Source organism: Muribacter muris, assembly GCF_004569585.1.
GTDB lineage: Bacteria > Pseudomonadota > Gammaproteobacteria > Enterobacterales > Pasteurellaceae > Muribacter > Muribacter muris.
Genome location: NZ_SPPA01000007.1, coordinates 72050 through 95920, shown reverse-complemented (window position 1 = coordinate 95920; position 23871 = coordinate 72050). Strand labels below are relative to the sequence as shown.

General features: G+C 42.1%; 25 protein-coding genes and 1 pseudogene. 20 read left to right on the top strand and 6 right to left on the bottom strand.

Going from position 1 to position 23871, the window contains the following annotated elements; all coding sequences use genetic code 11:
- Positions 1-75, bottom strand: a pseudogene (locus E4T80_RS04675) (IS1595 family transposase); the annotation flags it as partial.
- A 210-nt stretch (positions 76-285) separates the two neighbouring features.
- On the opposite strand from E4T80_RS04675, the gene dnaA reads away from it, so the two are divergent.
- The 7 genes from dnaA to E4T80_RS04650 all read left to right on the top strand — a co-directional run bounded on the left by dnaA (position 286) and on the right by E4T80_RS04650 (position 7083).
- A complete protein-coding gene (gene dnaA, locus E4T80_RS04670; RefSeq protein ID WP_194186361.1) occupies positions 286-1629 on the top strand; it encodes a chromosomal replication initiator protein DnaA in 1344 nt (447 codons plus the stop codon).
- Between the two features lie 9 nt (positions 1630-1638).
- The gene (dnaN, locus tag E4T80_RS04665; RefSeq protein ID WP_135055449.1) at positions 1639-2739 is read left to right on the top strand and encodes a DNA polymerase III subunit beta; all 1101 of its coding nucleotides are present in this window, start codon (positions 1639-1641) and stop codon (positions 2737-2739) included.
- A gap of 73 nt (positions 2740-2812) precedes the next feature.
- Positions 2813-3901, top strand: a complete 1089-nt coding sequence (gene recF / locus E4T80_RS04660; protein ID WP_135055471.1) for a DNA replication/repair protein RecF — start codon at positions 2813-2815, stop codon at positions 3899-3901.
- A 292-nt stretch (positions 3902-4193) separates the two neighbouring features.
- Positions 4194-4322: a hypothetical protein gene (locus tag E4T80_RS13255; protein WP_265588428.1), complete on the top strand. Its 129-nt coding sequence runs from the start codon at positions 4194-4196 to the stop codon at positions 4320-4322.
- 24 nt (positions 4323-4346) lie between these two features.
- A complete protein-coding gene (locus E4T80_RS04655; protein WP_135055446.1) occupies positions 4347-5558 on the top strand; it encodes an MFS transporter in 1212 nt (403 codons plus the stop codon).
- 225 nt (positions 5559-5783) lie between these two features.
- Positions 5784-6005, top strand: a complete 222-nt coding sequence (locus tag E4T80_RS12965) for a hypothetical protein (RefSeq protein WP_209304368.1) — start codon at positions 5784-5786, stop codon at positions 6003-6005.
- A gap of 1 nt (position 6006) precedes the next feature.
- Entirely contained in the window at positions 6007-7083 is a 1077-nt protein-coding gene (locus E4T80_RS04650; RefSeq protein ID WP_167740692.1) for a ThiF family adenylyltransferase, read from the top strand.
- A 108-nt stretch (positions 7084-7191) separates the two neighbouring features.
- On the opposite strand, the gene E4T80_RS04645 is transcribed toward E4T80_RS04650, so the two are convergent.
- Together E4T80_RS04645 and ald are read right to left on the bottom strand one after the other, a co-directional pair.
- The gene (locus E4T80_RS04645) at positions 7192-8550 is read right to left on the bottom strand and encodes a sodium-dependent transporter (RefSeq protein ID WP_135055440.1); all 1359 of its coding nucleotides are present in this window, start codon (positions 8548-8550) and stop codon (positions 7192-7194) included.
- Positions 8551-8614: 64 nt separating this feature from the next.
- Positions 8615-9724, bottom strand: coding sequence for an alanine dehydrogenase (ald, locus tag E4T80_RS04640; RefSeq protein ID WP_135055437.1), 1110 nt, complete (start codon positions 9722-9724; stop codon positions 8615-8617).
- A 224-nt stretch (positions 9725-9948) separates the two neighbouring features.
- Between ald and E4T80_RS04635 the strand changes: the two genes are divergently transcribed.
- The 3 genes from E4T80_RS04635 to pyrE all read left to right on the top strand — a co-directional run bounded on the left by E4T80_RS04635 (position 9949) and on the right by pyrE (position 12814).
- Positions 9949-10752, top strand: a complete 804-nt coding sequence (locus E4T80_RS04635) for a cytochrome C assembly family protein (RefSeq protein WP_135055434.1) — start codon at positions 9949-9951, stop codon at positions 10750-10752.
- Positions 10753-10848: 96 nt separating this feature from the next.
- Positions 10849-12117 (top strand): HlyC/CorC family transporter, encoded by a 1269-nt coding sequence (locus E4T80_RS04630; RefSeq protein ID WP_135055431.1) that lies wholly within the window; start codon positions 10849-10851, stop codon positions 12115-12117.
- Positions 12118-12172: 55 nt separating this feature from the next.
- Positions 12173-12814 carry an orotate phosphoribosyltransferase gene (pyrE, locus tag E4T80_RS04625; protein ID WP_135055425.1) on the top strand — a complete coding sequence of 214 codons (642 nt, stop codon included), beginning with the start codon at positions 12173-12175 and terminating at the stop codon, positions 12812-12814.
- A 201-nt stretch (positions 12815-13015) separates the two neighbouring features.
- Here pyrE and dusA read toward each other — a convergent pair whose 3' ends face one another.
- Positions 13016-13987 carry a tRNA dihydrouridine(20/20a) synthase DusA gene (dusA, locus tag E4T80_RS04620; RefSeq protein ID WP_135055422.1) on the bottom strand — a complete coding sequence of 324 codons (972 nt, stop codon included), beginning with the start codon at positions 13985-13987 and terminating at the stop codon, positions 13016-13018.
- Positions 13988-14155: 168 nt separating this feature from the next.
- Complete coding sequence (gene nfuA, locus E4T80_RS04615) at positions 14156-14737, bottom strand: Fe-S biogenesis protein NfuA (RefSeq protein ID WP_135055419.1); 582 nt, start codon at positions 14735-14737, stop codon at positions 14156-14158.
- Positions 14738-15189: 452 nt separating this feature from the next.
- On the opposite strand from nfuA, the gene E4T80_RS04610 reads away from it, so the two are divergent.
- Genes E4T80_RS04610 through nqrF form a run of 6 tightly spaced genes read left to right on the top strand, consistent with a single transcriptional unit; the run spans position 15190 to position 21016 of the window.
- Positions 15190-16536, top strand: coding sequence for a Na(+)-translocating NADH-quinone reductase subunit A (locus tag E4T80_RS04610; protein WP_135055416.1), 1347 nt, complete (start codon positions 15190-15192; stop codon positions 16534-16536).
- A gap of 4 nt (positions 16537-16540) precedes the next feature.
- Complete coding sequence (locus E4T80_RS04605; RefSeq protein WP_135055413.1) at positions 16541-17779, top strand: NADH:ubiquinone reductase (Na(+)-transporting) subunit B; 1239 nt, start codon at positions 16541-16543, stop codon at positions 17777-17779.
- On the top strand, positions 17772-18548 hold the full coding sequence (locus E4T80_RS04600) for a Na(+)-translocating NADH-quinone reductase subunit C (RefSeq protein ID WP_135055410.1): 777 nt from the start codon (positions 17772-17774) through the stop codon (positions 18546-18548). The genes E4T80_RS04605 and E4T80_RS04600 overlap by 8 nt, the downstream gene beginning before the upstream one ends.
- Entirely contained in the window at positions 18548-19171 is a 624-nt protein-coding gene (locus E4T80_RS04595; protein ID WP_047976023.1) for an NADH:ubiquinone reductase (Na(+)-transporting) subunit D, read from the top strand. Before E4T80_RS04600 ends, E4T80_RS04595 begins: the two co-directional genes overlap by 1 nt.
- A 3-nt stretch (positions 19172-19174) precedes the next feature.
- Positions 19175-19771 carry an NADH:ubiquinone reductase (Na(+)-transporting) subunit E gene (gene nqrE / locus E4T80_RS04590; RefSeq protein WP_135055406.1) on the top strand — a complete coding sequence of 199 codons (597 nt, stop codon included), beginning with the start codon at positions 19175-19177 and terminating at the stop codon, positions 19769-19771.
- A 12-nt stretch (positions 19772-19783) separates the two neighbouring features.
- Positions 19784-21016 (top strand): NADH:ubiquinone reductase (Na(+)-transporting) subunit F, encoded by a 1233-nt coding sequence (gene nqrF / locus E4T80_RS04585; protein ID WP_047976025.1) that lies wholly within the window; start codon positions 19784-19786, stop codon positions 21014-21016.
- Here nqrF and E4T80_RS12960 read toward each other — a convergent pair.
- Positions 20993-21133, bottom strand: a complete 141-nt coding sequence (locus E4T80_RS12960) for a hypothetical protein (RefSeq protein ID WP_157019605.1) — start codon at positions 21131-21133, stop codon at positions 20993-20995. The genes nqrF and E4T80_RS12960 overlap by 24 nt on opposite strands.
- Positions 21134-21149: 16 nt before the next feature.
- On the opposite strand from E4T80_RS12960, the gene E4T80_RS04580 reads away from it, so the two are divergent.
- The 4 genes from E4T80_RS04580 (at position 21150) to E4T80_RS04565 (ending at position 23868) form a co-directional block, all read left to right on the top strand.
- On the top strand, positions 21150-22193 hold the full coding sequence (locus E4T80_RS04580; RefSeq protein ID WP_233437161.1) for an FAD:protein FMN transferase: 1044 nt from the start codon (positions 21150-21152) through the stop codon (positions 22191-22193).
- 86 nt (positions 22194-22279) lie between these two features.
- Positions 22280-22525 (top strand): (Na+)-NQR maturation NqrM, encoded by a 246-nt coding sequence (nqrM, locus tag E4T80_RS04575; protein ID WP_047976027.1) that lies wholly within the window; start codon positions 22280-22282, stop codon positions 22523-22525.
- Between the two features lie 60 nt (positions 22526-22585).
- Complete coding sequence (locus E4T80_RS04570; RefSeq protein ID WP_322783252.1) at positions 22586-22825, top strand: tautomerase family protein; 240 nt, start codon at positions 22586-22588, stop codon at positions 22823-22825.
- A gap of 68 nt (positions 22826-22893) precedes the next feature.
- Positions 22894-23868: an ADP-ribosylglycohydrolase family protein gene (locus E4T80_RS04565; RefSeq protein WP_135055401.1), complete on the top strand. Its 975-nt coding sequence runs from the start codon at positions 22894-22896 to the stop codon at positions 23866-23868.
- Positions 23869-23871 lie beyond the last annotated feature (3 nt).

Genomic DNA, 23871 nt, shown 5'->3' with positions numbered 1-23871 from the left:
GCGAGCAGTAACACCCGCAATAAACAGTTCAATCAGTTTGTTTTGCTTGTACTGACTTAAACGACTTCTTCTCATAGGGATTATTCTAACCTGAAATTAGATTTCCCTAGTTATCTAGTACAGCCCCTTCTGTTAAAATGTCTATTTTTGTGCATTTGCTACATAATACCGAAAAAGTCCCGCAAACCGACCGCTTGTTGCTTCTTCCGTTCCCCTTTCCACAAAAAATTTACAAGATTTCCACACGATTTTAGGGTATGATAGCGAACCTTTTTCACTATTATTTTGGAGCAAATCGTGTCTTCCCTTTGGTCTGATTGTTTAAGCCACTTACAAACGAAAGTTTCGTCCACGGATTACAGCACTTGGCTGCGTCCGTTGCAAGCGAGCTCAACCAACGGGGAATTGGTACTTTATGCACAAAATCAATTTGTGGCGAACTGGGTCAAAGATAAATTTATGGCGGAAATTGTCGGGCTGGCACGTTTTCTCAGCAAAAACGATAATTTACAGGTGGTACTCAATGTCGGCATTAAGCCGACCGAGCAGACTGGCATTGCAGAGCCGCCGCTCAAGCCACAGGATAGCGCAACGCCACATAATATCCGTACCGGTTTGGCAAATAACCTCACCTTTGATAACTTTGTGCAGGGGAAATCAAACCAACTGGCAAAAGCGGTAGCACAGCAAGTTGCCGCTAACCCTGGCGAAAGCCATTGCAACCCGTTCTCCCTTTACGGCGGGACGGGATTGGGAAAAACCCATTTGCTCCACGCTATCGGCAATCATATTTTGAGCCAAAACCCAAATGCTAAAGTGGTGTATATCCATTCCGAGCGTTTTGTGCAGGATATGGTCAAAGCCCTCAAAGCAAATACGATTGATAATTTCAAAAAATTCTACCGCTCCCTTGATGTGCTGATGATTGACGATATTCAATTTTTCGCTAATAAGGAAGCGACCCAAGAGGAGTTTTTCCACACCTTTAATTCTTTGTTTGAGGGCAGTAAACAAATTATCGTTACCTCCGATGTGTTTCCGAAAAATATTGAAAATATTGAAGAGCGGATCCGCTCCCGTTTAAGCTGGGGAGTAAATGCGGCGATTGAGCCGCCGGAGTTGGAAACACGGGTGGCGATTTTGATGAAAAAAGCCGAAGAACGTGGTATTGCGTTGAACGAAGACGTTGCCTTTTTCTTGGGGCAAAAATTGCGTACTAACGTGCGAGAATTAGAAGGCGCATTAAACCGTGCGATTGCGTGGAGTAATTTCCAAGGCCGCCCGATTACGATTGATGCTGTGCGTGAAGCGTTGAAAGATCTGATTGCCTCTTACGATCACCTAATCACGATTGAAAATATTCAGCGGGTGGTTGCGGAATATTACAACATCAAAATGACTGATCTGAAATCCAAAACCCGCACACGCTCGGTGGCTCGCCCACGCCAAATGGCGATGGCACTGGCAAAAGAATTGACCCAACACAGCTTGCCTGAAATCGGGCGTGAATTTGGCGGGCGGGATCACACCACCGTGATGCACGCCTGCAAAACCATCAGTGAATTAAGGGATACCGACAGCAGTATCCAAGAAGATTATATTAACCTAACCCGCAAATTATCGTCCTAAGGAATTGTTATGCTATTTACTATTACCCGTGAACAGTTACTCAAACCGTTACAACAGGTTTGTAGCGTACTTAGCTCTCGCCCGACATTGCCGATTATTAGCAATCTGTTGATGAATATTGAAGGCAACCGCCTTTCGCTGACCGGCACGGATTTAGAGGTGGAACTGACCACTGAAGCCGAATTATTTGAAAGCGTTAAAACCGGCGGTAAATTCACAATTCCGGCGAAAAAATTCTTGGATATTTGCCGCAGTTTACCGGACGATAGCATCATTTCGGTGCAATTTGAGGAAGATCGCGCTTTAATCCGTGCCGATCGCAGTAAATTCAATCTCGCGACCCTGCCGGCTGCCGATTACCCGAATTTAATGGATTGGAAACCGGAAGTGGATTTCACCATTGAGCAAGCCACCTTAGCCCGTTTGATTGATGCGACCCAGTTTTCAATGGCAAACCAAGATGCCCGCTATTTCCTCAACGGTATGAAATTTGAAACAGAGGGTAATCTGTTACGCACGGTGGCGACAGACGGTCATCGCTTAGCCGTCTGCACAATGGCGTTAAGCCAAGAGCTGCAAACCCACTCGGTGATCGTACCACGCAAAGCGGTATTGGAGTTGTCCCGTTTAGTCGGCAACGGCGATGATGTCCGCTTGGAAATCGGCACGAGCAACCTGCGTGTGTCAATGAACGGCATTGTCTTTACCTCCAAACTGATTGACGGGCGTTTTCCGGATTACCGCCGAGTCTTGCCACGCAATGCGGATCGCATTTTAGAGGCCGATGCGGAAGGGTTAAAACGGGCATTAGTACGGGCGGCGATTTTATCTAACGAACGTTTCCGTGGCGTACGCTTGGCATTAAATGATAATTTGCTGAAGATCACCGCCAACAATCCGGAGCAAGAGGAAGCGGAAGAAATTATTGATGTGTCCTATCAAAGTACGGAAATGGAAGTGGGCTTTAACGTCAGCTATCTGCTTGATGTCCTGAATACACTCAAATGCCAGCGTGTGCGGATCAGCCTTGTCGATGCCAGCTCCAGTTGCTTAATTGAAGATTGCGACAATAGCACCGCAGAATACGTGATTATGCCAATGCGCCTCTAATCCGCTTCGGGCTTGCTTTCAACGGGCAAGCCCTTTGTTAAAAATATTGCTCAACCGACCGCTTGTACGCCCGATGTCCCTATCTCGCCTTATCATCAACCATTTTCGCAATCTCGCTAATGTCGATCTTGAATTAAGCGAAGGCTTTAATTTTTTGGTCGGCGAAAACGGGAGCGGCAAAACCAGCTTGCTGGAAGCGATTTTCTATCTAGGGCACGGGCGATCTTTCAAAAGCCATATCAGCAATCGGATCATTCATTATGATCACGACCGCTTCACGTTGTTTGGTCAGCTCGATGAAGAAAAACATCAGTGGTCAGTCGGGCTGCAAAAAACACGTCAAGGCGACACTACCCTCAAAATTAACGGCGAAGACGGCAAAAAAATTTCCGATTTGGCTCAACTGTTGCCAATGCAGGTGCTAACCCCCGAAGGTTTAACCCTGCTCAACGGCGGGCCGGCATATCGCCGTGCTTTTTTAGACTGGGGCTTATTTCATCAACACAGTGAATTTTATCGCCACTGGGCAAATTTAAAACGGCTGCTCAAACAACGTAATGCGGCACTTTCACAAGTTCGCCATTATGCCGAGTTAAAAGGCTGGGATATTGAACTGGCAAAATTAGCCAAAATTATCAGCGAGTTACGTTCGGATTATGCCGATGCGTTACGGCCGGAAATCGAACGTACCTGCCAATTTTTCTTACCGGAATTAGAGGTGAGCGTCAGCTTTCATCAAGGCTGGGAAAAAGAGAGCGATTACGCCGAGATTTTGGCAAACAGTTTTGAGCGGGATCGCAATGTCGGCTATACAATGGTTGGGCCGCAAAAAGCGGATTTCCGTTTCCGTGCTAACGGTTTACCGGTGGAAGATGTCCTCTCTCGAGGGCAGCTCAAATTGCTAATGTGTGCGTTACGTCTTGCCCAAGGGGAATATTTAATCCGACAAAAACAACGCCAGTGCCTGTTTTTGATTGACGATTTTGCCTCCGAGCTTGATCCGACCAAACGGGAGTTACTTGCCCACCGCCTACGGCAAAGTCAGTCGCAAGTATTTGTTACTGCCATCACCCAAGATCAGCTACAACAGATGCACTGGCAGGAAAAGACGGATGATAAGTTATTTGAGGTAAAAAATGGTTGTATCCAACTTGTAGAATAATCAGTGCTAGCAGCTTTATCATCATTTACTATCTATAGGTAAAGTTATACCAGAAATCATTGTACCTTCTTATCTATAATTTCACACTCCTGATCAAATACTAGTAACTGCTCTTATACCTATCCTGAGCATTGAAACGAATTTTATTAGTTAAATGTTAAATTTTAAATTTAATAAAAAATATTGACATTTTTATTAACATTAAGATAAGTTTGAAAAAGATTAATTCTTAATCTAAAAATGCAGTTAAATTGACCATTTTGTTTTTATTCTAGTAAGTAAGGAGCAACAAGTGAAAGATTTAGAAGAAAATGTAACAATAGATGACATTCTTAATGAGTATAGAGAAGCCTTACAGGCTCAAGCTAACGGCATAGAGCACCCACTAGAGTCCATCGTCTGCTGTACAGAGGGACGCTAAGCTACTACTTTATAAGGAGCTGAAATGTCTGAAAAAAATATAATAAATATGATTTTAAGTAAAGGAATCTCTTCTTTAATCGGAGTATATTCTTCATTTATGCTCAATCTTTGGTTATTTGATAAAACAAATTCTTATATAATATTTATTATAAATACTACTGCAATCTCATTAATTCCTTTAATTTTTTCTATTCCTGCTGGAATTATCTCAGATAAAATTAAAAAGACCCTTATTTTAATAATATGCGATATTATTACAATATTAAGCTTTCTTATCCTTATATTTATTACTTATTTTGATTATTTTAATCAATATCTATATCTTTTTATCATTTCCCTGATTTCAATATCAAATGAATTTAGATATACAGCAACTACATCTTTAATACCTGAATTAGCCTCAAAAGATAACCTTATAAAATATAATAGTATTCAACAAATTTTTAGGGGCGGTGCTATAATTTTAGGTCCTATATTAGGAGGTATTTCATATGTACAACTTAGTATTTATATTTCTCTCTCTATAGCTATTATTGCTCATATATATTCTATTATTATATTAATGAAAATATCATTTAATTTTAATTACTATAAGAGTGATACACATCAGAATGTCAAGTATATAGATACATTTAAGTGGTTATGGAAAATTACCTACCTCAGACATTATTTTTTATCATCTTCTTTAGTTACTGCTATTATGTCATCTTATATGGCAATAATTACGCCATATATATTAACTAGTTATAATAAAAATACATTAATTTTTATTTCTGTTAGCCAAGGAGTAGGATTGTTATTGTCAGTCTATATAAGTATTATAAAAAAATATATAAAAGAGGATGTTCTATATCATTTTTCTATATTTACAATAGGACTTTCAATGCTATTTATAGGCATCATAAAGAATGATTTTATATACATTTTCACATTTTTCATTGGGTTTGGAATAGGAGTTATAGCAATAATTAATCAAACAATATGGCAAAAATATACTCCTCAAAATATTTTGGGTAAAGTAACATCTATAAGAACTTTTTCATTATATATCTTATCTCCCTTATGTATCTATCTTACTTTCCCTTTTACAGAAAATATCTCAAAGAAACTAGCATATATTATCTCCTATAACATAGAATATCCTACTGGTATTACAATTTCACTATTAGGTATATTCGTATTGCTTATTTCATTATTTTTATTAACTAAAACAGGAGCAAAAAATGAACTGTAAATCACTTAAGGAAGTAATGAGCTATGAAAATGATAAATTAATTCAACTTTATTCTAGGAGAAAGAATATATCTTATGAGGAGAGCAAGGAGCTTTTTGGAGAATTAAAAAATTCCTTTGGTTTTTAGCCCAAAGGAATGATAACTCTCTTCCATTTCTCATATTATCAAGTCAAAGTATATTAGATGATTATTGGCATGAATTTATTTTATATACTAAAAGTTATATGGAGTTTTGTAATAACTATTTAGGAAGATATATTCATCATTATCCTTATGATACTCATGATAATACATCAAAATTTGTGGATAGTAAATATAAAAATGAATATGAAAAAGATCTACTCAACTTACTTAAGTCGTTAATGGAAGAAATTGAGCAAACTTTAGGAATAGATACGGTTCATACATGGTATATTAAACTCCCTAAAAAATATGGGAGAAAATAGAATGATTATAAATAATAGCTTTATCCCAAAATTTATATGTAATGACTTATCTTATTCTGATACGAAAGTCCAATTAAATATTGGTTGGGAAATTATATCAAATACAAAATATTTAGTAGAAATTTTTCATGAGAAAAATGGATTTATTAAATTTAATAAACATTCATCAGAGTTTTATTTTGTAAAAGAACTATTATCAAATAAACCAATACATATTGGAAATTACTCTAGAGATATAATATTAAATTTATGGTTGAAAGGATTGTTTCATATCTTTTATAAAGAGAATATCAAAATACCTGAAAGGTATAAGTATTTTTTTGAAACTCTTATACGATATTCAGGAATAGAGCTTACACCTTATAAAATGTTAAGTAATTTACATAGATCTAAGGTTGTGATTATTGGTGCAGGAGGAATAGGCTCGAATATATCCGTATTGATATCAGCACATGGTGTCGGTCATATTACGTTGATAGATGGGGATACTGTAGAAGAAAGTAATCTAAACCGACAAATCTTCTATAAGTTTAAAGATATTGGACAATATAAGGTGGATATTCTAGGTAAACATATTATAGATAATAATCCAGATACTAAAGTAAATTGTATTAAGGAATTTATTACATCATATGAGAAAGCTTATAACTTTATTAAAGCACATGACTTTGTTATACTATGTGCTGATGAACCTAGATTTAAAATCCAAGCTTGGATTGGTAAAGCCTGTTTTGAGCAAAATATACCATTATTATTTATGGCAAATAAATGGATAGGTCCTATTTTAATTAAAAATAAATCTCCTTGTTATGCATGCCTAGGACGATATCACCTATCTAAGCAACCTAATATAAATTTAGCTCTTAGCTTAGATAACTCTCATTTACCTCCAAGAGCATCATTTGGTCCAGAGCCATTTATTGCATCTGGCTATATGAGTTCTTTGATTATTTTATTTTTAACTGGCATTGATAGAGAAACTTTTTTAGAAAAGAGGTTTGAATTTAGTTCATTTGGTATAGGAGTAGAAGAAAAAATTCCTCGTTATATAGATTGTAAAATATGTCATTCAGATTGATATTAGGGGAATACCAATAAGTATAATCATGATAAATAAACGGCTACTATAGCGAAAAGTATTAACAGTAAAAGGGGCTAAATTAAGCCCCTTTTTAAATAGGTAGAACTAAAGTGAATTAACAAAAATGACAACAATAATCAATGGGATAACATATTTCACATAGTTAAACCAAACGGTTGTAAAGGTTTTGCCTGCTCCTAGCTCTTTTTTCGCCTCATCTTTAAGAACGAAGCCGACAAAAATTGCACTGCCGAGTGCGGTGAGGATAAACAGAATATTACCGCTCACGTAATCAAAGGTATCGAAAATACTGCGACCGGCGATTGTAATCTCTTTCCAAACATTGTCGCTTAGCACGGACGGAATATTACCTAATACAAAAATTCCGCCTAAGGTAATCGCAATCGCTGATTTGCGACTTAACTTGGTTTTTTCCTGCAAGGCGGTGATAATCACTTCGTAAATGGTAAGTGAGGTGGTAAGCGCGGCTACCACCAGTAATCCGAAGAAAATCACGGCAAAGACAGAGCCTGCCCACATATGTGAGAACACGATCGGCAAACTTTGGAAAACGAGGGTCGGGCCGGAATTGGGTTCAACATTAAAGCTGAACAATGATGGGAAAATCATAAAGCCGGCAGCAAGGGCGATCAGGGTATTGATTACGCTCGTGATCGTTGCTGTTTTCACCAGATTTTCATTTTTATTCAGATAACTGGAGAGGGTAATCAATACGCCGAAACCTAAACTCAAGGCAAAAAAGACTTGCCCTAGAACAAAGATAAACAACTCTTTAGTGATTTTTGAAAAATCGGGAATCAGGTAGAATTTAATCCCTTCCATTGCGCCCGGCAAGGTGATATTGCGGATAATCATTATCACTAAAAACACAAACAACAGTGGCATTAGAAATTTCACCGAGCGTTCAATGCCGTCCATAATGCCTTTTACCAAAATAATATAGTTAGCGAGTACGAAGGCACCCGTATAAATCAAAATAGCAATCGGGTTATTGTGGATATGTTGCTCAAAAAAGGCGGCAGTCGTTTCAACGGTAACGGGAGCGGAGAGATCTAATTGACCGGATACAAGGCTACCGATATAGTTCAGCACCCAGCCGCCTAACACCATATAATAGGCGAGAATGCCGAACGAGCCGAGCAAGCCCATATAACCGAGAATTTTCCAGCCGGAATGAATGTTTTTGCCGTTTGCCGTGCAGCCAAAGGCATCAATAGAATTTTTTTGGATACGTCTGCCGATCACGTTTTCAACCAAAATCATTGGAATACCGATGACGATCATTGCTAAGCAGAACAAGAAAACATAAGCCCCGCCGCCGTTTTCGCCGACTAAATAGGGAAAACGCCAAGTTGCACCAAATCCGATAGTCGCCCCTGCGACCGTTAAAATGTAAGTCAGACGGCTTGACCACGATTGCCGTGTTGTTGTTTGTGTTGTCATAAAATTACCTTAAATGTTGCAAAAAATAGAAGAAAACGCACCGCGTGTCCGGTGCGTTAAAAAATTAAGCCAGTGCTGTTTTGGCATCTGTATAAGTTAAACCAAAGGCATCACTCACGCCTTTGAACGTACATTTACCGTTATAGGTGTTCAAACCTTGTAATAATGCCGGATCGGACAAACACGCTTCTTTCACACCAAGGGCAGCTATTTTTAAGCCGTATTGGAGGGTGGAATCAGTTAAACCAAGAGTTGAAGTGCGCGCTACACAGCCCGGCATATTGGCGACACAATAATGAATCACACCGTCAATCTCAAAAATCGGATCGTTGTGGGTGGTTGGAGTGGAGGTTTCAAAGCAGCCGCCTTGGTCGATGGCAACGTCCACTAAAATCGCCCCTTTTTTCATCAATTTGAGATCATCACGGCGAACTAAATGCGGTGCTTTTGCCCCCGGAATTAACACCGCGCCGATCACAACGTCCGCTTCCGGTAACAGACTTAAAATATTACCGCGTGAACTGGTTAAGGTTTTGATTTGCATACCGAAAATTTGGTCGATATAGGCAAGACGTTCGGCGTTAATATCCAAAATGGTTACGTCCGCCCCAATGCCCATTGCAATTTGTGCTGCATTTAAGCCGACCACGCCACCGCCTAAAATCACCACTTTGGCTTTAGGTGTCCCCGCCGTGCCGCTTAGCAAGACACCCGCACCGCCGAAGGTTTTTTGAATAAATTTGGCGGATTCGAGGGTTGCCAAACGACCGGCAATCGCACTCATTGGTGCAAGGCAAGGTAAGCCGGTCGGCGTTTTGATCGTTTCATAAGCAATTGCTTGAATATTGCGTTTTAGCAACATTTCTGTCAGCGGTTTATCGGCGGCGAGGTGGAGATAGGTATAGAGAATTTGGTTTTCACGGAAATAGTCGTATTCACATTCGATCGGCTCTTTCACTTTGATGATCATCTCGCTTTTCGCAAACAGTGTGGCTTTATCGGTGATTTCCGCACCGGCTTGCTGATAGGCTTCATCACTAAAGCCGATTTCTGCCCCTGCACCGTGTTCAATATACACTTTATGCCCCGCTTCAACGTAAGATTGAACGTTGGCTGGGGTTAAGCCGACACGGTATTCTTGGACTTTAACTTCTTTTGGGCAACCTATAATCATTGGATGTTCCTTTTTGATTGAGGTAATAAACACACAGCGTAAAACGCTACAAATTTTTAACATATATACTATATGTTTTTTACATTATCGTTTATTTACCCCTAATCTGTCTGAGATCTCGTTCACAAAATTTTGATCTGCTATGTAAATTTGGAAATATCTTTCCCGCCCAAACTCTGCTAAAATCCACTTTATTGCAAACTATTCTTATTTTGAGAGATTTTATGTTATTTGCGATTCTTGCAATGGTTGGTTACTTGGCGGCACTACATTTAGGTGCGTTGGCGTGGATTGTGCCGATGCGTAACGGCGATCACCAAACGGAAGTTACCCCGAAAGTGAGCTTAAAAGTGGTGTGGCTGGTGGGGCTGATTGCCTGTATCTGTCATTTCATTAACGTGTCTCAACATTTAATTGATCAAAACGGGCAAAATTTTACCCTTGCTAATGTTGCCTCGTTGATGAGCTTAATGATGAGTCTGTTGGTGACCTTGGCATTGCCGAAATGGAAAACCATTTGGTTTCCGCTGTCGGTGATTTATATTCTCAGTATTGTTTGCATCGGCGTGTCCAGCTTCGTTTCCGGCAGCTTCATTAAACAGTTGGCAGAAGATATTGGGCTGCTGTTCCATCTTGCGATTGCGCTGTTTTCCTATGCGCTGTTTTTTATTGCCCTGCTTTATGCGTTCCAACTCAAATGGCTTGATTATAGGCTCAAACAGAAAACGATGCGTTTTTCGCCGGTTTTGCCGCCGTTGATGACGGTAGAACGCCATTTCTTCAACCTTACCCTTGTTGCACAAGGGCTGCTTACGATTGCACTGATTAGCGGAATGATCTACCTCCACAACTTTTTCGCACCGGAGCAGATCCACAAAGCCATTTTTTCCTTTATGGCGTGGATCGTTTATAACTTTTTGCTATTAGGACAATGGAAGTTACATTGGCGTGGAAATCGGGTGCTAATTTACTCAATTTCGGGTATGATGTTGCTGACGATTGCCTATTTTGGCAGCCGTGTGCTGTAACGCACGAAACGGAAAGCGGTCGGAAAATCGCAAAAATTTGCAAAAAATCAACCTGTTCCCACCGCTTGTTTGATCAACGAATATAGGAAAAATACCTTGGAAAGTATCCCCCTGAGTAGCTTATTTATTGCGCTTGTCATTCTACTTATTCTCTCCGCTTTTTTCTCCGGCTCTGAAACAGGGCTAATGTCATTAAACCGCTACCGTATGCGCCACCTCGCTCAAAAAGGGCATCGAGGGGCAAAACAGGCGGAAAAATTGCTCTCTCGAACCGATGTTCTGCTCAGCCTTATTCTAATTTGTAATAACTTAGTGAATATCACGGCGTCCGCTATCGCCACAATGATTGGAATGCAACTCTCCGGCGAAGCGGGAGTGGCGATCGCAACCGGCTTGCTCACCTTTGTGATGCTGGTCTTTTCCGAAATTTTACCTAAAACCATTGCCGCCATTTATCCGGAGCGGATCGGTTTTTTCGCCAGCTATGTTTTAACCCCGCTCAAGAAAATCTTACTCCCCCTCGTTTTCTTGATGAATCTCATCATCAACGGCTTAATGAAATTATTGCGTATCCGCCAGCCCGAAAAAGCGGGGCTGAGTGCCGAAGAGTTACGCGGTGTGGTACTGGAAGCGGGTAAATTTATTCCGAGTTCCCACCAAGAAATGCTGATTTCTATTTTAGATATGGAAAAAGTAACGGTGGACGACATTATGGTGCCACGCAACGACATCGGCAGCATTGATATTGATGACGATTGGAAAGCCATTATGCGCCAGCTCACCGGTGCAGCACACGCCAGAGTGGTGATTTATAAAGGCAATCTCGACAAAAATATCCTCGGAATGTTGCGGGTGCGGGAAGCTTTCCGTTTAATGCTGGATAAAAACGAATTTACCAAAGAAATGTTAGTGCGGGCGGTGGACGAAGTCTATTTTATCCCCGAAGGCACGCCGCTTACCACCCAGCTAATGAATTTCAAAACCAACAAAGAACGCATCGGCTTAGTGGTGGACGAATACGGCGATATCAAAGGCTTAGTTACCCTTGAGGATATTTTGGAAGAGATTGTCGGCGAATTTACCACCTCAACCTCGCCAACCCTTGAACAAGAAGTCAAACCACAGTCCGACGGCTCGGTATTGATTGAAGGCTCGGCAAATCTGCGGGATCTCAACAAACTGTTTAACTGGCAGCTCCCCCTAGATGAAGCCCGTACTTTCAACGGCTTAATCTTAGAACATCTGGAAAAAATCCCTGATGAAGACACCCAATTCACCCTGTTTAATTTACAGGTAACAATTTTAGAAGTTAGCGACAATATGGTTAAACTGGCGAGGGTTGAGCCTGTTGTTAGTGAAGAATAAATCGGTGTGTAAAACTATTAAACCCAACCGCTTGTTCACTTAAAAGGATACAAAAATGGAACAATATAAACGTGATTTTATTGAATTTGCCCTTAGTCGTGAGGTGCTGAAATTTGGTGAATTTACTCTGAAATCCGGCAGAATTAGCCCTTATTTTTTTAATGCCGGTCTGTTTAATACGGGGCGGGATTTAGCTAAGCTCGGTGAGTTTTACGCTCAAGCGATTCAGGCTGTTGAGCTGAATTTTGATGTGTTATTCGGGCCGGCGTATAAAGGCATTCCGATTGCGACGACCGTTGCGGTTGCGCTTGCCAATCAATTTAATTTGGATAAGCCTTGTTGCTTTAACCGTAAGGAAGCGAAGGATCACGGCGAAGGCGGTAATTTAATCGGCAGTGCATTGGCAGGCGATATTTTATTAGTGGACGATGTGATCACCGCAGGCACGGCAATTCGTGAGTCGATGGCGATTATTCAGGCAAATCAAGCTAATTTAGTCGGGGTATTGATTGCGCTTAACCGTAAAGAAAAGGGCAAAGGCGAACTGTCGGCAATTCAGGAAGTCGAGCGGGATTATGCGTGCAAGGTGTTTTCAATTATTGATTTTGACGATTTATTGCAATTTATTGAACAATCGCCTAAATATGCGCCTTATTTAGCTGCGATGAAAGCCTATCGCGAGCAGTACGGTGTTTAGCCTTACGGTTTGCACAGAGCTAAATAGTTGTTTATAGGCTGGGGCAATGCTTGTGTCCGTTTAACCACATCTTGAGATTGTATGATGTGATGACGGGCGTTAATGTGGCGACACTGCAATAATATTTTTTATGCGTTTGCCATATAAAATTGCAAAAAAGTCAGCAAAACGCCCCGCTTGTTGGGGCGTTTTCGGCTAGGGTTAATTTTCGACAAACCGCAGTGCCTGTTCAATCACTTCAACGCCGGCACCTGTCTTACAAGCATTTTCACTTAAATGCCGCCGCCACTGCCTTGCACCTTTGCAATTTTGGAATGCACCGAGCAGGTGGCGTGCAATGTGGTTGAGGTACACCCCTTCGGCGAGCTGTTGCTCAATATAAGGTAGCATTTTTTCAATCGCTTGCGTTGGCGTGATAATGGGCGAATTAGGATCAAACAATGCTTGGTCGATTTGCCCCAATAGGCTTGGGTTTTGATAGGCTTCCCGCCCGACCATTACGCCATCAACATATTGCAGATGGTGTTTGATCTCCTCAATCGTTTTTATGCCGCCATTGATGCTGATATTTAAGTGCGGAAAATCCCGTTTAAGCTGGTAAACCCGTTCATAATCAAGAGGCGGAATTTCCCGATTTTCTTTCGGGCTTAACCCTGTCAGCCACGCTTTGCGGGCGTGGACGATAAAGTCAGTGCAATAAGGCTGTATTTTTTCAATAAAATCGCGCAGAAACTCATAGCTGTCCAGCTCGTCAATACCGATACGGTGTTTGACGGTAACAGGGATTGCTACCGTTTCTTTCATCGCTTCGACACAACGGGCGACCAGCTCGGCATTTGCCATTAGACACGCGCCGAACATCCCGTTTTGTACCCGATCGGACGGGCAACCGACATTAAGATTGATTTCGGCATAACCACGCTGTTCTACTAATTTGGCACACTCGGCTAATTGGTTCGGATCGCTGCCGCCCAGTTGCAATGCGACCGGATTTTCAGCCGGATCGTACGCCAATAGGTCATATTTGGCGTGTAAAATTGCCGGTGCGGTGATCATTTCGGTGTAAAGCAGGGCATATCGGCTAAACTGGCGGTGGAAATAACGGCAATGGCGGGTTGTCCAATCCAGCATCGGTGCAACGGAAAAACGCCCTCGGTAATCAGTTTGTCGCATAGGATTTTTTATCTTTTTGGTCTTTTTAAGCGGTTAGTTAAGCGGGAAAATGTGCAATTCTCTAGTCAGTATAAATTGCTACGCCAATGTGAGCGTAGGGACACTGCTTAGTACCCTACACGATGAACAAAGCCCACGTTTTGCAACGGTGAGCTAATATCGGCAAAATTAGTAGTATGAATGTTCGCCGTGTTGATGCTCGGTCGCATCTTTCACGCCGACTAATTCATCGGGGAAGAGTGCCAATAGCTGCTTTTCAATCCCCTCTTTCAAGGTAACGTCCACCATAGAGCAACCGTTACACCCGCCGCCAAACTGCAAAATCGCATATTTATCTTCGGTAACCTCAATCAGCGTAACCCGTCCGCCGTGATTGGCGAGTTGCGGATTGACTTGGGTTTGAATAACATAATCCAGTCGCTCAATAAACGGCGCATCGTCCGCTACTTTACGCATTTTTGCGTTCGGTGCTTTCATCGTAAGCTGCGCTCCCATTGGATCGGTAACATAATCAATTTCCGCTTCATCTAAAAACGGCAGGCTGACATCATCAATAAAGGCGGAAAATTCTGTGTATTTGACTTCGGTGTCCGTTTCTTCAACCGCATTTGGCGGGCAGTAAGAAACGCCGCACTCGGCGCTTGATGTACCGGGATTTACCACGAAAATACGGATATTTGTGCCTTCTTCTTGTTGATCGAGCAGTTTGCGGAAATGGGCTTGTGCCGCCGCTGAAATTTGAATATTCATTGTGTGTCCGTTTGCAAATTGAAATTGTGGCTATTGTAGCCTTATTGAATTTTTTTGACTAGCATCAAATTCTATTCCGCTTTTTTAAGTTATAAGGGTGTAAATTATTTACAAAAATGTGAAAAAATATGAGTGATTGTAAATAAAAATAAGGATTTTAAAGCGGAAAACGGGCGAAAATGTAACAGATAAAATTTGATTTAGTTCAAATTATTCAGGATAAATGTTAAAAAAATGTGGTTAAACTAGCAATAAATGGCTATTTTCGGGTAGAATAACGCATTTATTTTATCTTGCCGAAAAGATAAGAAACCGAATTTGAGAACTTAATGTGGTGTGCAAAGGTAAGTGGGGGAACTCAACGTTTATCTTTGATGTCGCCACGGCTCAATAGAAGCGATTGCAATGTATGCAATCATATTTTTAACCCAACAAAAAGTAGTGCAAACAATATGATTACAATTAAACAAGGCTTAGATCTTCCGATTACGGGAAATCCTGAGCAAGTAATCCATAACGGCAATGCCGTTACTGAAGTTGCTGTGCTTGGCGAAGAATATATGGGTATGCGTCCTTCAATGAAAGTGCGTGAAGGCGATGTGGTGAAGAAAGGTCAGGTTCTTTTTGAAGATAAAAAGAACGCAGGCGTGGTCTTCACTGCCCCTGCAAGCGGTGTGATCACGGCGATAAATCGCGGTGAAAAACGTGTTCTTCAGTCAGTCGTGATTAAAGTTGAGGGTGATGAGCAAATTACCTTTAGTCGCTATGCTGCCACTGAACTTGCCTCTTTAACCGGCGAGCAAGTGAAAGCGAACTTGGTGGCATCGGGATTATGGACGGCATTCCGTACCCGCCCGTTCAGCAAAGTGCCAGCCTTAGACGCCGAACCGTCTTCTATTTTCGTCAATGCGATGGATACCAATCCGTTAGCGGCAAATCCTGATGTGATTTTAAACGAGCATAAACAGGATTTTGTGGACGGTTTAACCGTACTTGGTCGTTTATTTGAAGGTAAGAAAACCATTCATTTATGCCAATCGCCAAAGAGCGAACAGCTAGGCACAGCGGTTGCGAATGTGAAAGTGGCGACCTTTGATGGCCCACACCCTGCGGGATTAAGCGGAACGCATATTCACTTTATCGATCCGGTCAGTGCCACAAAACAAGTTTGGTATTTGAACTATCAAGATGTGATTGCTATCGGCAAATTATTTACTACCGGTGAGTTGTTTACCGACAGAATTGTCGCATTAGCCGGCCCGCAAGTGAAACAACCGCGTTTGGTGCGTACCCGTTTAGGCGCTAAGTTGTCTGACTTGGTCGCAAACGAATTAAATGCCGGTGAAAACCGCGTGATTTCCGGCTCGGTATTAAGCGGTATGACGGCAACAGGCGCACACGACTATTTGGGACGCTATGCGTTGCAAGTTTCCGTATTAGCGGAAGGACGTGAGCAAGAGCTCTTCGGAATGATTGCCCCGTACTCGCACAAATTCTCCATTACACGCACGGTATTGGGTGCATTCAGCAAGAAGCTGTTTAACTTTACAACCGCAGTAAACGGTGGTCATCGTGCGATGGTACCAATCGGTGCGTATGAGCGTGTGATGCCGTTAGATATTCTGCCGACATTATTGTTGCGTGATCTCTGTGCGGGAGATACCGATTCTGCTCAAGCATTAGGTTGCTTAGAGTTGGATGAAGAAGATTTGGCGCTTTGTACCTTTGTGTGTCCGGGCAAAAACGAGTACGGCCCACTATTGCGTCAAGCGTTAGATAAGATCGAGAAGGAAGGTTAATCAAATGGCTTTAAAAGATCTTTTTCATAAAATGGAACCGGCTTTCCAAAAAGGCGGAAAGTACGAAAAATGGTACACCCTGTTTGAAGCGGTGTATTCCATTGTTTATACGTCCGGAGCAGTTACCCAAAAAGATGCGCACGTGCGTGATGCGATCGATTCAAAACGTATGATGCTGATTGTGTGGCTCGCGTTATTTCCGGCAATGTTCTACGGAATGTATAACGTTGGGGCACAGTCTATTATGGCGTTAGGTGCAGGCGATTTTGCGCAAAACGTGACTGCGAGCATCGCAAAAGACTGGCATTTCGCCTTAGCGAATAGCTTTGGTGTGTTATCTCAAGATGCTGCCGTATTGGCGAAAATGTTATTAGGTGCGATTTTCTTCCTACCGATTTACTTGACCATTTTTGCGGTCGGTGGTTTCTGGGAAGTGCTGTTTGCGATGGTACGTAAACACGAAATCAATGAAGGTTTCTTCGTTACCTCTATCTTATTAGCGTTAATCGTGCCGCCAACATTACCATTGTGGCAAGCGGCGTTAGCAGCAAGTTTTGGGGTGGTTGTTGCGAAAGAAGTGTTCGGCGGTGTCGGTAAAAACTTTATGAACCCGGCATTAGCGGGACGTGCGTTTTTATTCTTCGCTTATCCGGCACAGATTTCCGGCGATTTAGTGTGGACAGCTGCGGACGGTTTCTCCGGCGCAACAGCACTTTCGCAATGGAGTATGGGCGGCGAAGCGGCATTAAAACACGTTGCGACCGGCGAAACAATTACTTGGATGGACGCGTTTTTAGGTAACATTCCGGGTTCAATGGGTGAAGTATCGACCCTAGCTTTATTGATCGGTGCGGCGATTATTGTGTTTGCCCGTATTGCTTCTTGGCGCATTATTGCCGGTGTAATGATCGGTATGGCGGCAACGGCGACCCTATTCAACGTTATCGGTTCAGACACTAACCCAATGTTTGCAATGCCTTGGCACTGGCATTTAGTGCTTGGCGGCTTTGCTATCGGTATGTTCTTTATGGCAACCGATCCGGTTTCCGCCTCCTTTACCAATAAAGGGAAATGGTGGTACGGTATCCTCATCGGCTTTATGTGTGTGTTAATTCGTGTGGTCAATCCGGCATATCCGGAAGGTATGATGTTAGCGATCTTATTTGCTAACCTATTCGCCCCACTGATTGACCACATTGTGGTTCGAGCCAATATCAAACGTAGGAGAGTACGCAATGTCTAAGTTTAATAAAGATAGCGTTGGCGGAACAATCTCTATCGTTGTTCTGCTCAGTTTAATCTGTGCAATCATTGTTGCCGGTTCTGCGGTACTGCTCAAAGATACGCAAGATGAACAAAAAGCGTTAGACAAACAACGTAACATTTTAAGCGTAGCAGGTTTGCTCAAAGCAGATACAGCAAGCGGTCAGATCAAAGAGATTTTTGCCCAAAATATTGAAGCCCGTTGTGTTGAACTACATTCCGGCGACTATGTTCAGTGTCCGGCAAACTTTGATGCGAAAAATGCGGCTAAAGATCCGGCACAAAGCACGGCGATTCCGGCAGAAGCCGATAAAGCCGGCTTACGTACCCGTGCAAACCTTGCCGAAGTTTATTTAGTTAAAGATGAACAAGGTCAAGTCAATCAAATCGTGTTACCAATGTACGGAACAGGATTATGGTCGGTAATGTACGGGTTCGTTTCCGTTGAACCGGACGGCAATACGATTAAAGGGATTACCTACTACGAACACGGTGAAACACCGGGGCTAGGCGGTGAAATTGAAAACCCAAGATGGCAAGCCAACTTTGTCGGTAAAAAATTACTGAACGAACAGGGCGAACCGGCAATCCGCATCGGAAAAGGTGCATCAGCAGATAAAGATCACGGCGTAGATGCGTTATCCGGTGCGACTCTGACATCAAACGGTGTGGACGGTACATTCAAATACTGGTTCGGTGCAAACGGCTTCGGTCCTTATCTTGCAAAACTTAAAGCGGGGGCAAACTAATGGCTGACTCTAAACTTAAAAAGCTACTGTTTTCGCCGGTGGTGGACAATAACCCGATTGCGTTGCAAATTTTGGGGATCTGTTCTGCCCTTGCGGTAACAACCAAACTTGAAACCGCAGTGGTAATGGGGATTGCGGTGAGTTTTGTTACGGCATTTTCGAGCTTCTTTATCTCGTTAATCCGCAACTATATTCCAAACAGTATCCGTATTATCGTACAAATGGCAATTATTGCGTCATTGGTAATTTTGGTGGATCAAATCTTGCGTGCTTACGCTTATGGCTTATCCAAGCAGCTCTCCGTATTCGTTGGTCTTATCATCACCAACTGTATCGTAATGGGGCGTGCGGAAGCGTTCGCAATGAAATCATCGCCGGTTGAGAGTTTTGTGGACGGTATCGGTAACGGCTTAGGCTATGCGGCTATCTTAGTGGTGGTGGCATTCTTCCGTGAGTTAATCGGTTCGGGCAAACTCTTTGGTATGACGATTTTCCAAACGATTCAAGATGGCGGTTGGTATCAAGCAAACGGCTTATTCCTACTCGCACCAAGTGCATTCTTTATTATCGGTTTCATCATTTGGGGCTTAAGAACCTGGAAACCGGAACAGGTGGAGAAATAGTCTATGGAACATTATATTAGCCTATTCGTTAAATCTGTCTTTATCGAAAATATGGCACTTTCTTTCTTCCTCGGAATGTGTACGTTCCTTGCAGTGTCAAAGAAAGTTTCAACCGCTTTCGGTTTAGGTATTGCAGTTATCGTGGTACTTGGCATTGCCGTGCCGGCTAACCAGTTGGTTTATACTCACATTTTGAAAGACGGTGCATTGATTGAAGGCGTTGATTTAACCTTCCTCAACTTCATCACCTTTATCGGTGTGATTGCCGCATTGGTGCAAGTGCTAGAGATGATTTTAGATAAATTCTTCCCGGCACTTTACAGCGCATTGGGGATCTTCCTACCGCTTATCACTGTAAACTGTGCGATTTTCGGTGGTGTATCCTTTATGGTACAGCGTGAATATAACTTTGCCGAGTCTGTGGTTTACGGCGTAGGGGCAGGGACAGGCTGGATGTTAGCCATTGTTGCCCTTGCCGGTTTAACGGAAAAAATGAAATATTCCGATGTCCCTGCGGGCTTGCGTGGTTTAGGGATTACCTTTATCACTGCCGGTTTAATGGCACTTGGCTTTATGTCATTCTCAGGCATTCAATTATAAGGAGCGTATCGAATGGATAATTTTATTTTCGGTATTGTGGTATTTACCGCCCTTGTATTAGTGCTTGCGGTATTTATCCTTGTGGCGAAATCTAAACTGGTTGATTCAGGCGATATTACCATCTCAATCAATGAAGATCCGAACAAAGCAATTACCCTGCCTGCCGGCGGTAAACTGCTAGGTGCATTGGCAAGTAAAGGTATTTTCGTGTCTTCTGCTTGCGGCGGCGGCGGTTCTTGCGGTCAATGCGTGGTGAAAGTGAAAAGCGGTGGCGGCGAAATTTTGCCGACCGAGCTTTCTCACATCACCAAACGTGAAGCAAAAGAAGGCTATCGTCTTGCTTGCCAAGTGAATGTAAAAGGCAATATGGACGTTGAGTTGCCGGAAGAGATCTTTGGCGTGAAAAAATGGCAATGTACTGTTATCTCTAACGATAACAAAGCCACGTTCATCAAAGAGCTTAAATTGGCGATTCCGGAAGGGGAAGAAGTCCCGTTCCGTGCCGGCGGTTATATTCAAATTGAAGCACCGGCTCACACCGTGAGATACGAAGATTACAAACCGTTAATTGATGAGGAATACCACGAAGACTGGAACAAGTTCAATTTATGGCGTTATGTGTCTAAAGTAGATGAACCAATTATTCGTGCTTACTCAATGGCATCTTATCCGGAAGAGAAAGGCATTATTATGCTGAACGTGCGTATCGCAACGCCACCGCCAAATAATCCTGATGTACCGCCAGGTCAAATGTCCTCTTATATTTGGTCGTTAAAAGCGGGTGATAAAGTGACTATTTCCGGGCCGTTTGGTGAATTCTTTGCCAAAGATACCGATGCAGAAATGGTCTTTATCGGCGGTGGTGCGGGTATGGCGCCGATGCGTTCCCACATTTTCGATCAGCTCAAACGTTTGAAATCAAAACGTAAAATGAGCTTTTGGTACGGTGCAAGATCGAAACGCGAAATGTTCTATGTCGAAGACTTTGACAGCCTACAAGCTGAAAATGATAACTTCGTGTGGCACGTGGCACTTTCCGATCCGCAACCGGGCGATAACTGGGACGGTTATACCGGCTTTATCCATAACGTGCTTTATGAAAACTATCTTAAAGATCACGAAGCACCGGAAGACTGTGAATACTATATGTGCGGACCACCAATTATGAACGCCTCTGTCATCAAAATGTTGAAAGATTTAGGGGTTGAAGACGAAAACATCTTACTCGATGATTTCGGCGGTTAATTGACCTAGCTTGTAAGCGGTCGGATTTGCGTATTTTTTGGCAAAACTGACCGCTTGTTTAATTGATAATGGAAAATCGGCTGGTTCAGGTGATTTCCCATTATCAATTTTTAGCATTATGAAAGGAGTTTTTGTGAAATTTAAATCACTATTTGCTCGCACCGCCACGCTATTATTTGCGTTTGGCTTGGCAGCTTGTAACAAAGAGCCCCAACAAATCACCTTTGAAGGTAAGACGATGGGCACAACCTACCATATCAAATATATAGACAACGGCACGAAAACATTACCCAAGCCGGAACTGATTAAAGAGCAGCTCGATCACTTATTGGACGTTGTCAATCAAGAAATGTCCACCTATAAAAAAGATTCGCAGATCAGCCAATTTAACCAAATGAAAGAGGTGGACACGCCTTTTGTTATTTCCGCAGATTTTGCTAAAGTCGTTGCGGAGGCGGTTCGCTTAAATCAAGTAACCGAGGGGGCGTTGGACGTTACCGTTGGACCACTGGTCAATTTATGGGGATTTGGGCCGGATAAACGGTTAAATAAAGTCCCGACCCAAGCCCAAATTGATGAGCGAAGCCAGTCAGTCGGGATTGAAAAATTTGCATTAGATACGGCACAAAATACGCTGACTAAAAAAGTACCCAATCTATATTTGGATTTATCGTCCATTGCGAAAGGCTTCGGCGTAGATAAATTGGCGGAGCATCTTGAAAATTTAGGCATTGAACACTATTTGGTAGAAATTGGCGGTGAAATCCGTGGCAAAGGGCAAAATTTGCTCGGAAAAGCGTGGAATATCGCCATTGAAAAACCGGAATTTGCCCAAGGCAGTAGCAGCCAAATTACGTTACCGCTCAATAATTTGGCAATGGCAACCTCCGGCAACTACCGCAACTATTTTGAGGACGAGCAGGGCAAACGCCTTTCACACATTATTGACGGCAAAACGCACCGCCCGATTGAGCATAACCTTGCTTCAATTACCGTACTACACCCTAGCGCAATGACGGCGGACGGTTTATCGACAGGGCTTTTCGCTCTCGGTGCGGAAAAAGCCCTTGCCGTTGCCGAACGTGAACAGCTTGCCGTCTTCTTGATTCTCAAAACGGCAAACGGCTATGAAACCCAAATGTCGAGCAAATTTGCCGCATTACTCGAACAACGTTAATTTTTAACAAGCGGTGGCGTTTAGCCCTATTTTTGCAAAAAATAGCGAATATCCGGCCGCTTGCTCACAACTTTAGGAACACCCAAATGGACATTTTTTTACTCACTTTCGCTTTTTTTGTCGCCGTTATTTTTGCAATGTCAATCGGCTTTATCATCAAAGGCAAAACCATTAAAGGCAGCTGCGGCGGTATTTCGGCACTCGGCATAAAAAAAGTTTGCGATTGTGAAGAGCCTTGCGATAATTTGAAATCAAAAATCGCAGACGGAACAGCCGACCCCGATGAAGTTGCCCGCTTCACAAAAACACCGCAATTTTATGAAGTGAAATAAGCTAGGTCATTTGAGGGGATAAAATCTTATACCCGATACAAGCGATCACTTAACACAAAAATGAGCGAGGGCAATGCAATGCCTTATGTCAATATCAAAGTTACCGGTGGTGCAGAAGCTCCCACCGCAGAGCAAAAAGCCGAATTAATTCAAGGCGTAACAGCATTACTTGCCCGTGTGCTGAATAAAAACCCTGAAACTACCGTTGTGGTGATTGACGAAATTCCAATGGAAAATTGGGGTATCGGCGGTAAAACGGTGGTAGAAAGACGGAAACCGCAAAAATCTGATATTATTTAGCAATTATCTCATTGTAGGGGCAGACTTGCGTGTCTGCCCCAAATATTATCAACAATAGGAATTTATTAATGAAACCAATAATTTGCGATAAACAGAATATTGTTTCACAACAAATCTATTCTGCTTTATTCGGCGTGGCTGTTGGTGATGCTTTAGGGGTACCAGTAGAATTTCTCCCTCGCTCACACTTAAAAGAAAAGCCTGTATCGGAGATGTTAGGCTATGGAACATATAATTTACCGGAAGGTACTTGGTCTGATGACAGTTCTCTGACGTTCTGTTTGGCTGAAGCATTGTGCGATGATTTTAATTTAGATCACATTGCACAAGTGGCATTTAATTGGCTGAATGAAGGCTACTGGACACCTTATGGCGAAGTATTTGATGTGGGGATGGCAACTCGCAAGTCTTTATTTCTAGTTCCAATGGGTATACCTGCCAGTGAATTAGGACAAAAAAGTGAAAGGGATAATGGCAATGGTTCACTAATGAGAATTTTACCTTTACTATTTTTTATCCAAAACCGACCACTTGCAGAGCGTTTTCAATTTATCCAACAAGTTTCCAGTATCACTCACGCTCATATTCGCTCTATTATTGCGTGTTTCTATTATTTGGAATTTGCCCGTTATTTATTGCAAGGTGAAGATAAAAAATCAATTTATCAAAGATTACAGAAAGAAATACCAGAATATTTACGTTCAGTATTTATTGAACAAAAGGAAATTAATCATTTTTCTCGATTGTTAAATGAGGATATTACACAATGTTTAGAACAAGATATTCAAAGCAGCGGTTATGTTGTTCACAGTTTAGAAGCAAGTATTTGGTGTTTAATGACCACAAATAATTATGCAGAAGCTGTTTTAAAAGCAGTAAATTTAGGTGAAGATACGGATACGACTGCTGCCATTACAGGCGGATTAGCAGGAATTCTATATGGCATTGAGAATATACCTGAGAATTGGCTAAATATACTTGCTCGTAAAAATGACATAGAAAGTTTATGTAATAGGTTTGCAAATAAAATAAATAATCTTTAGAGT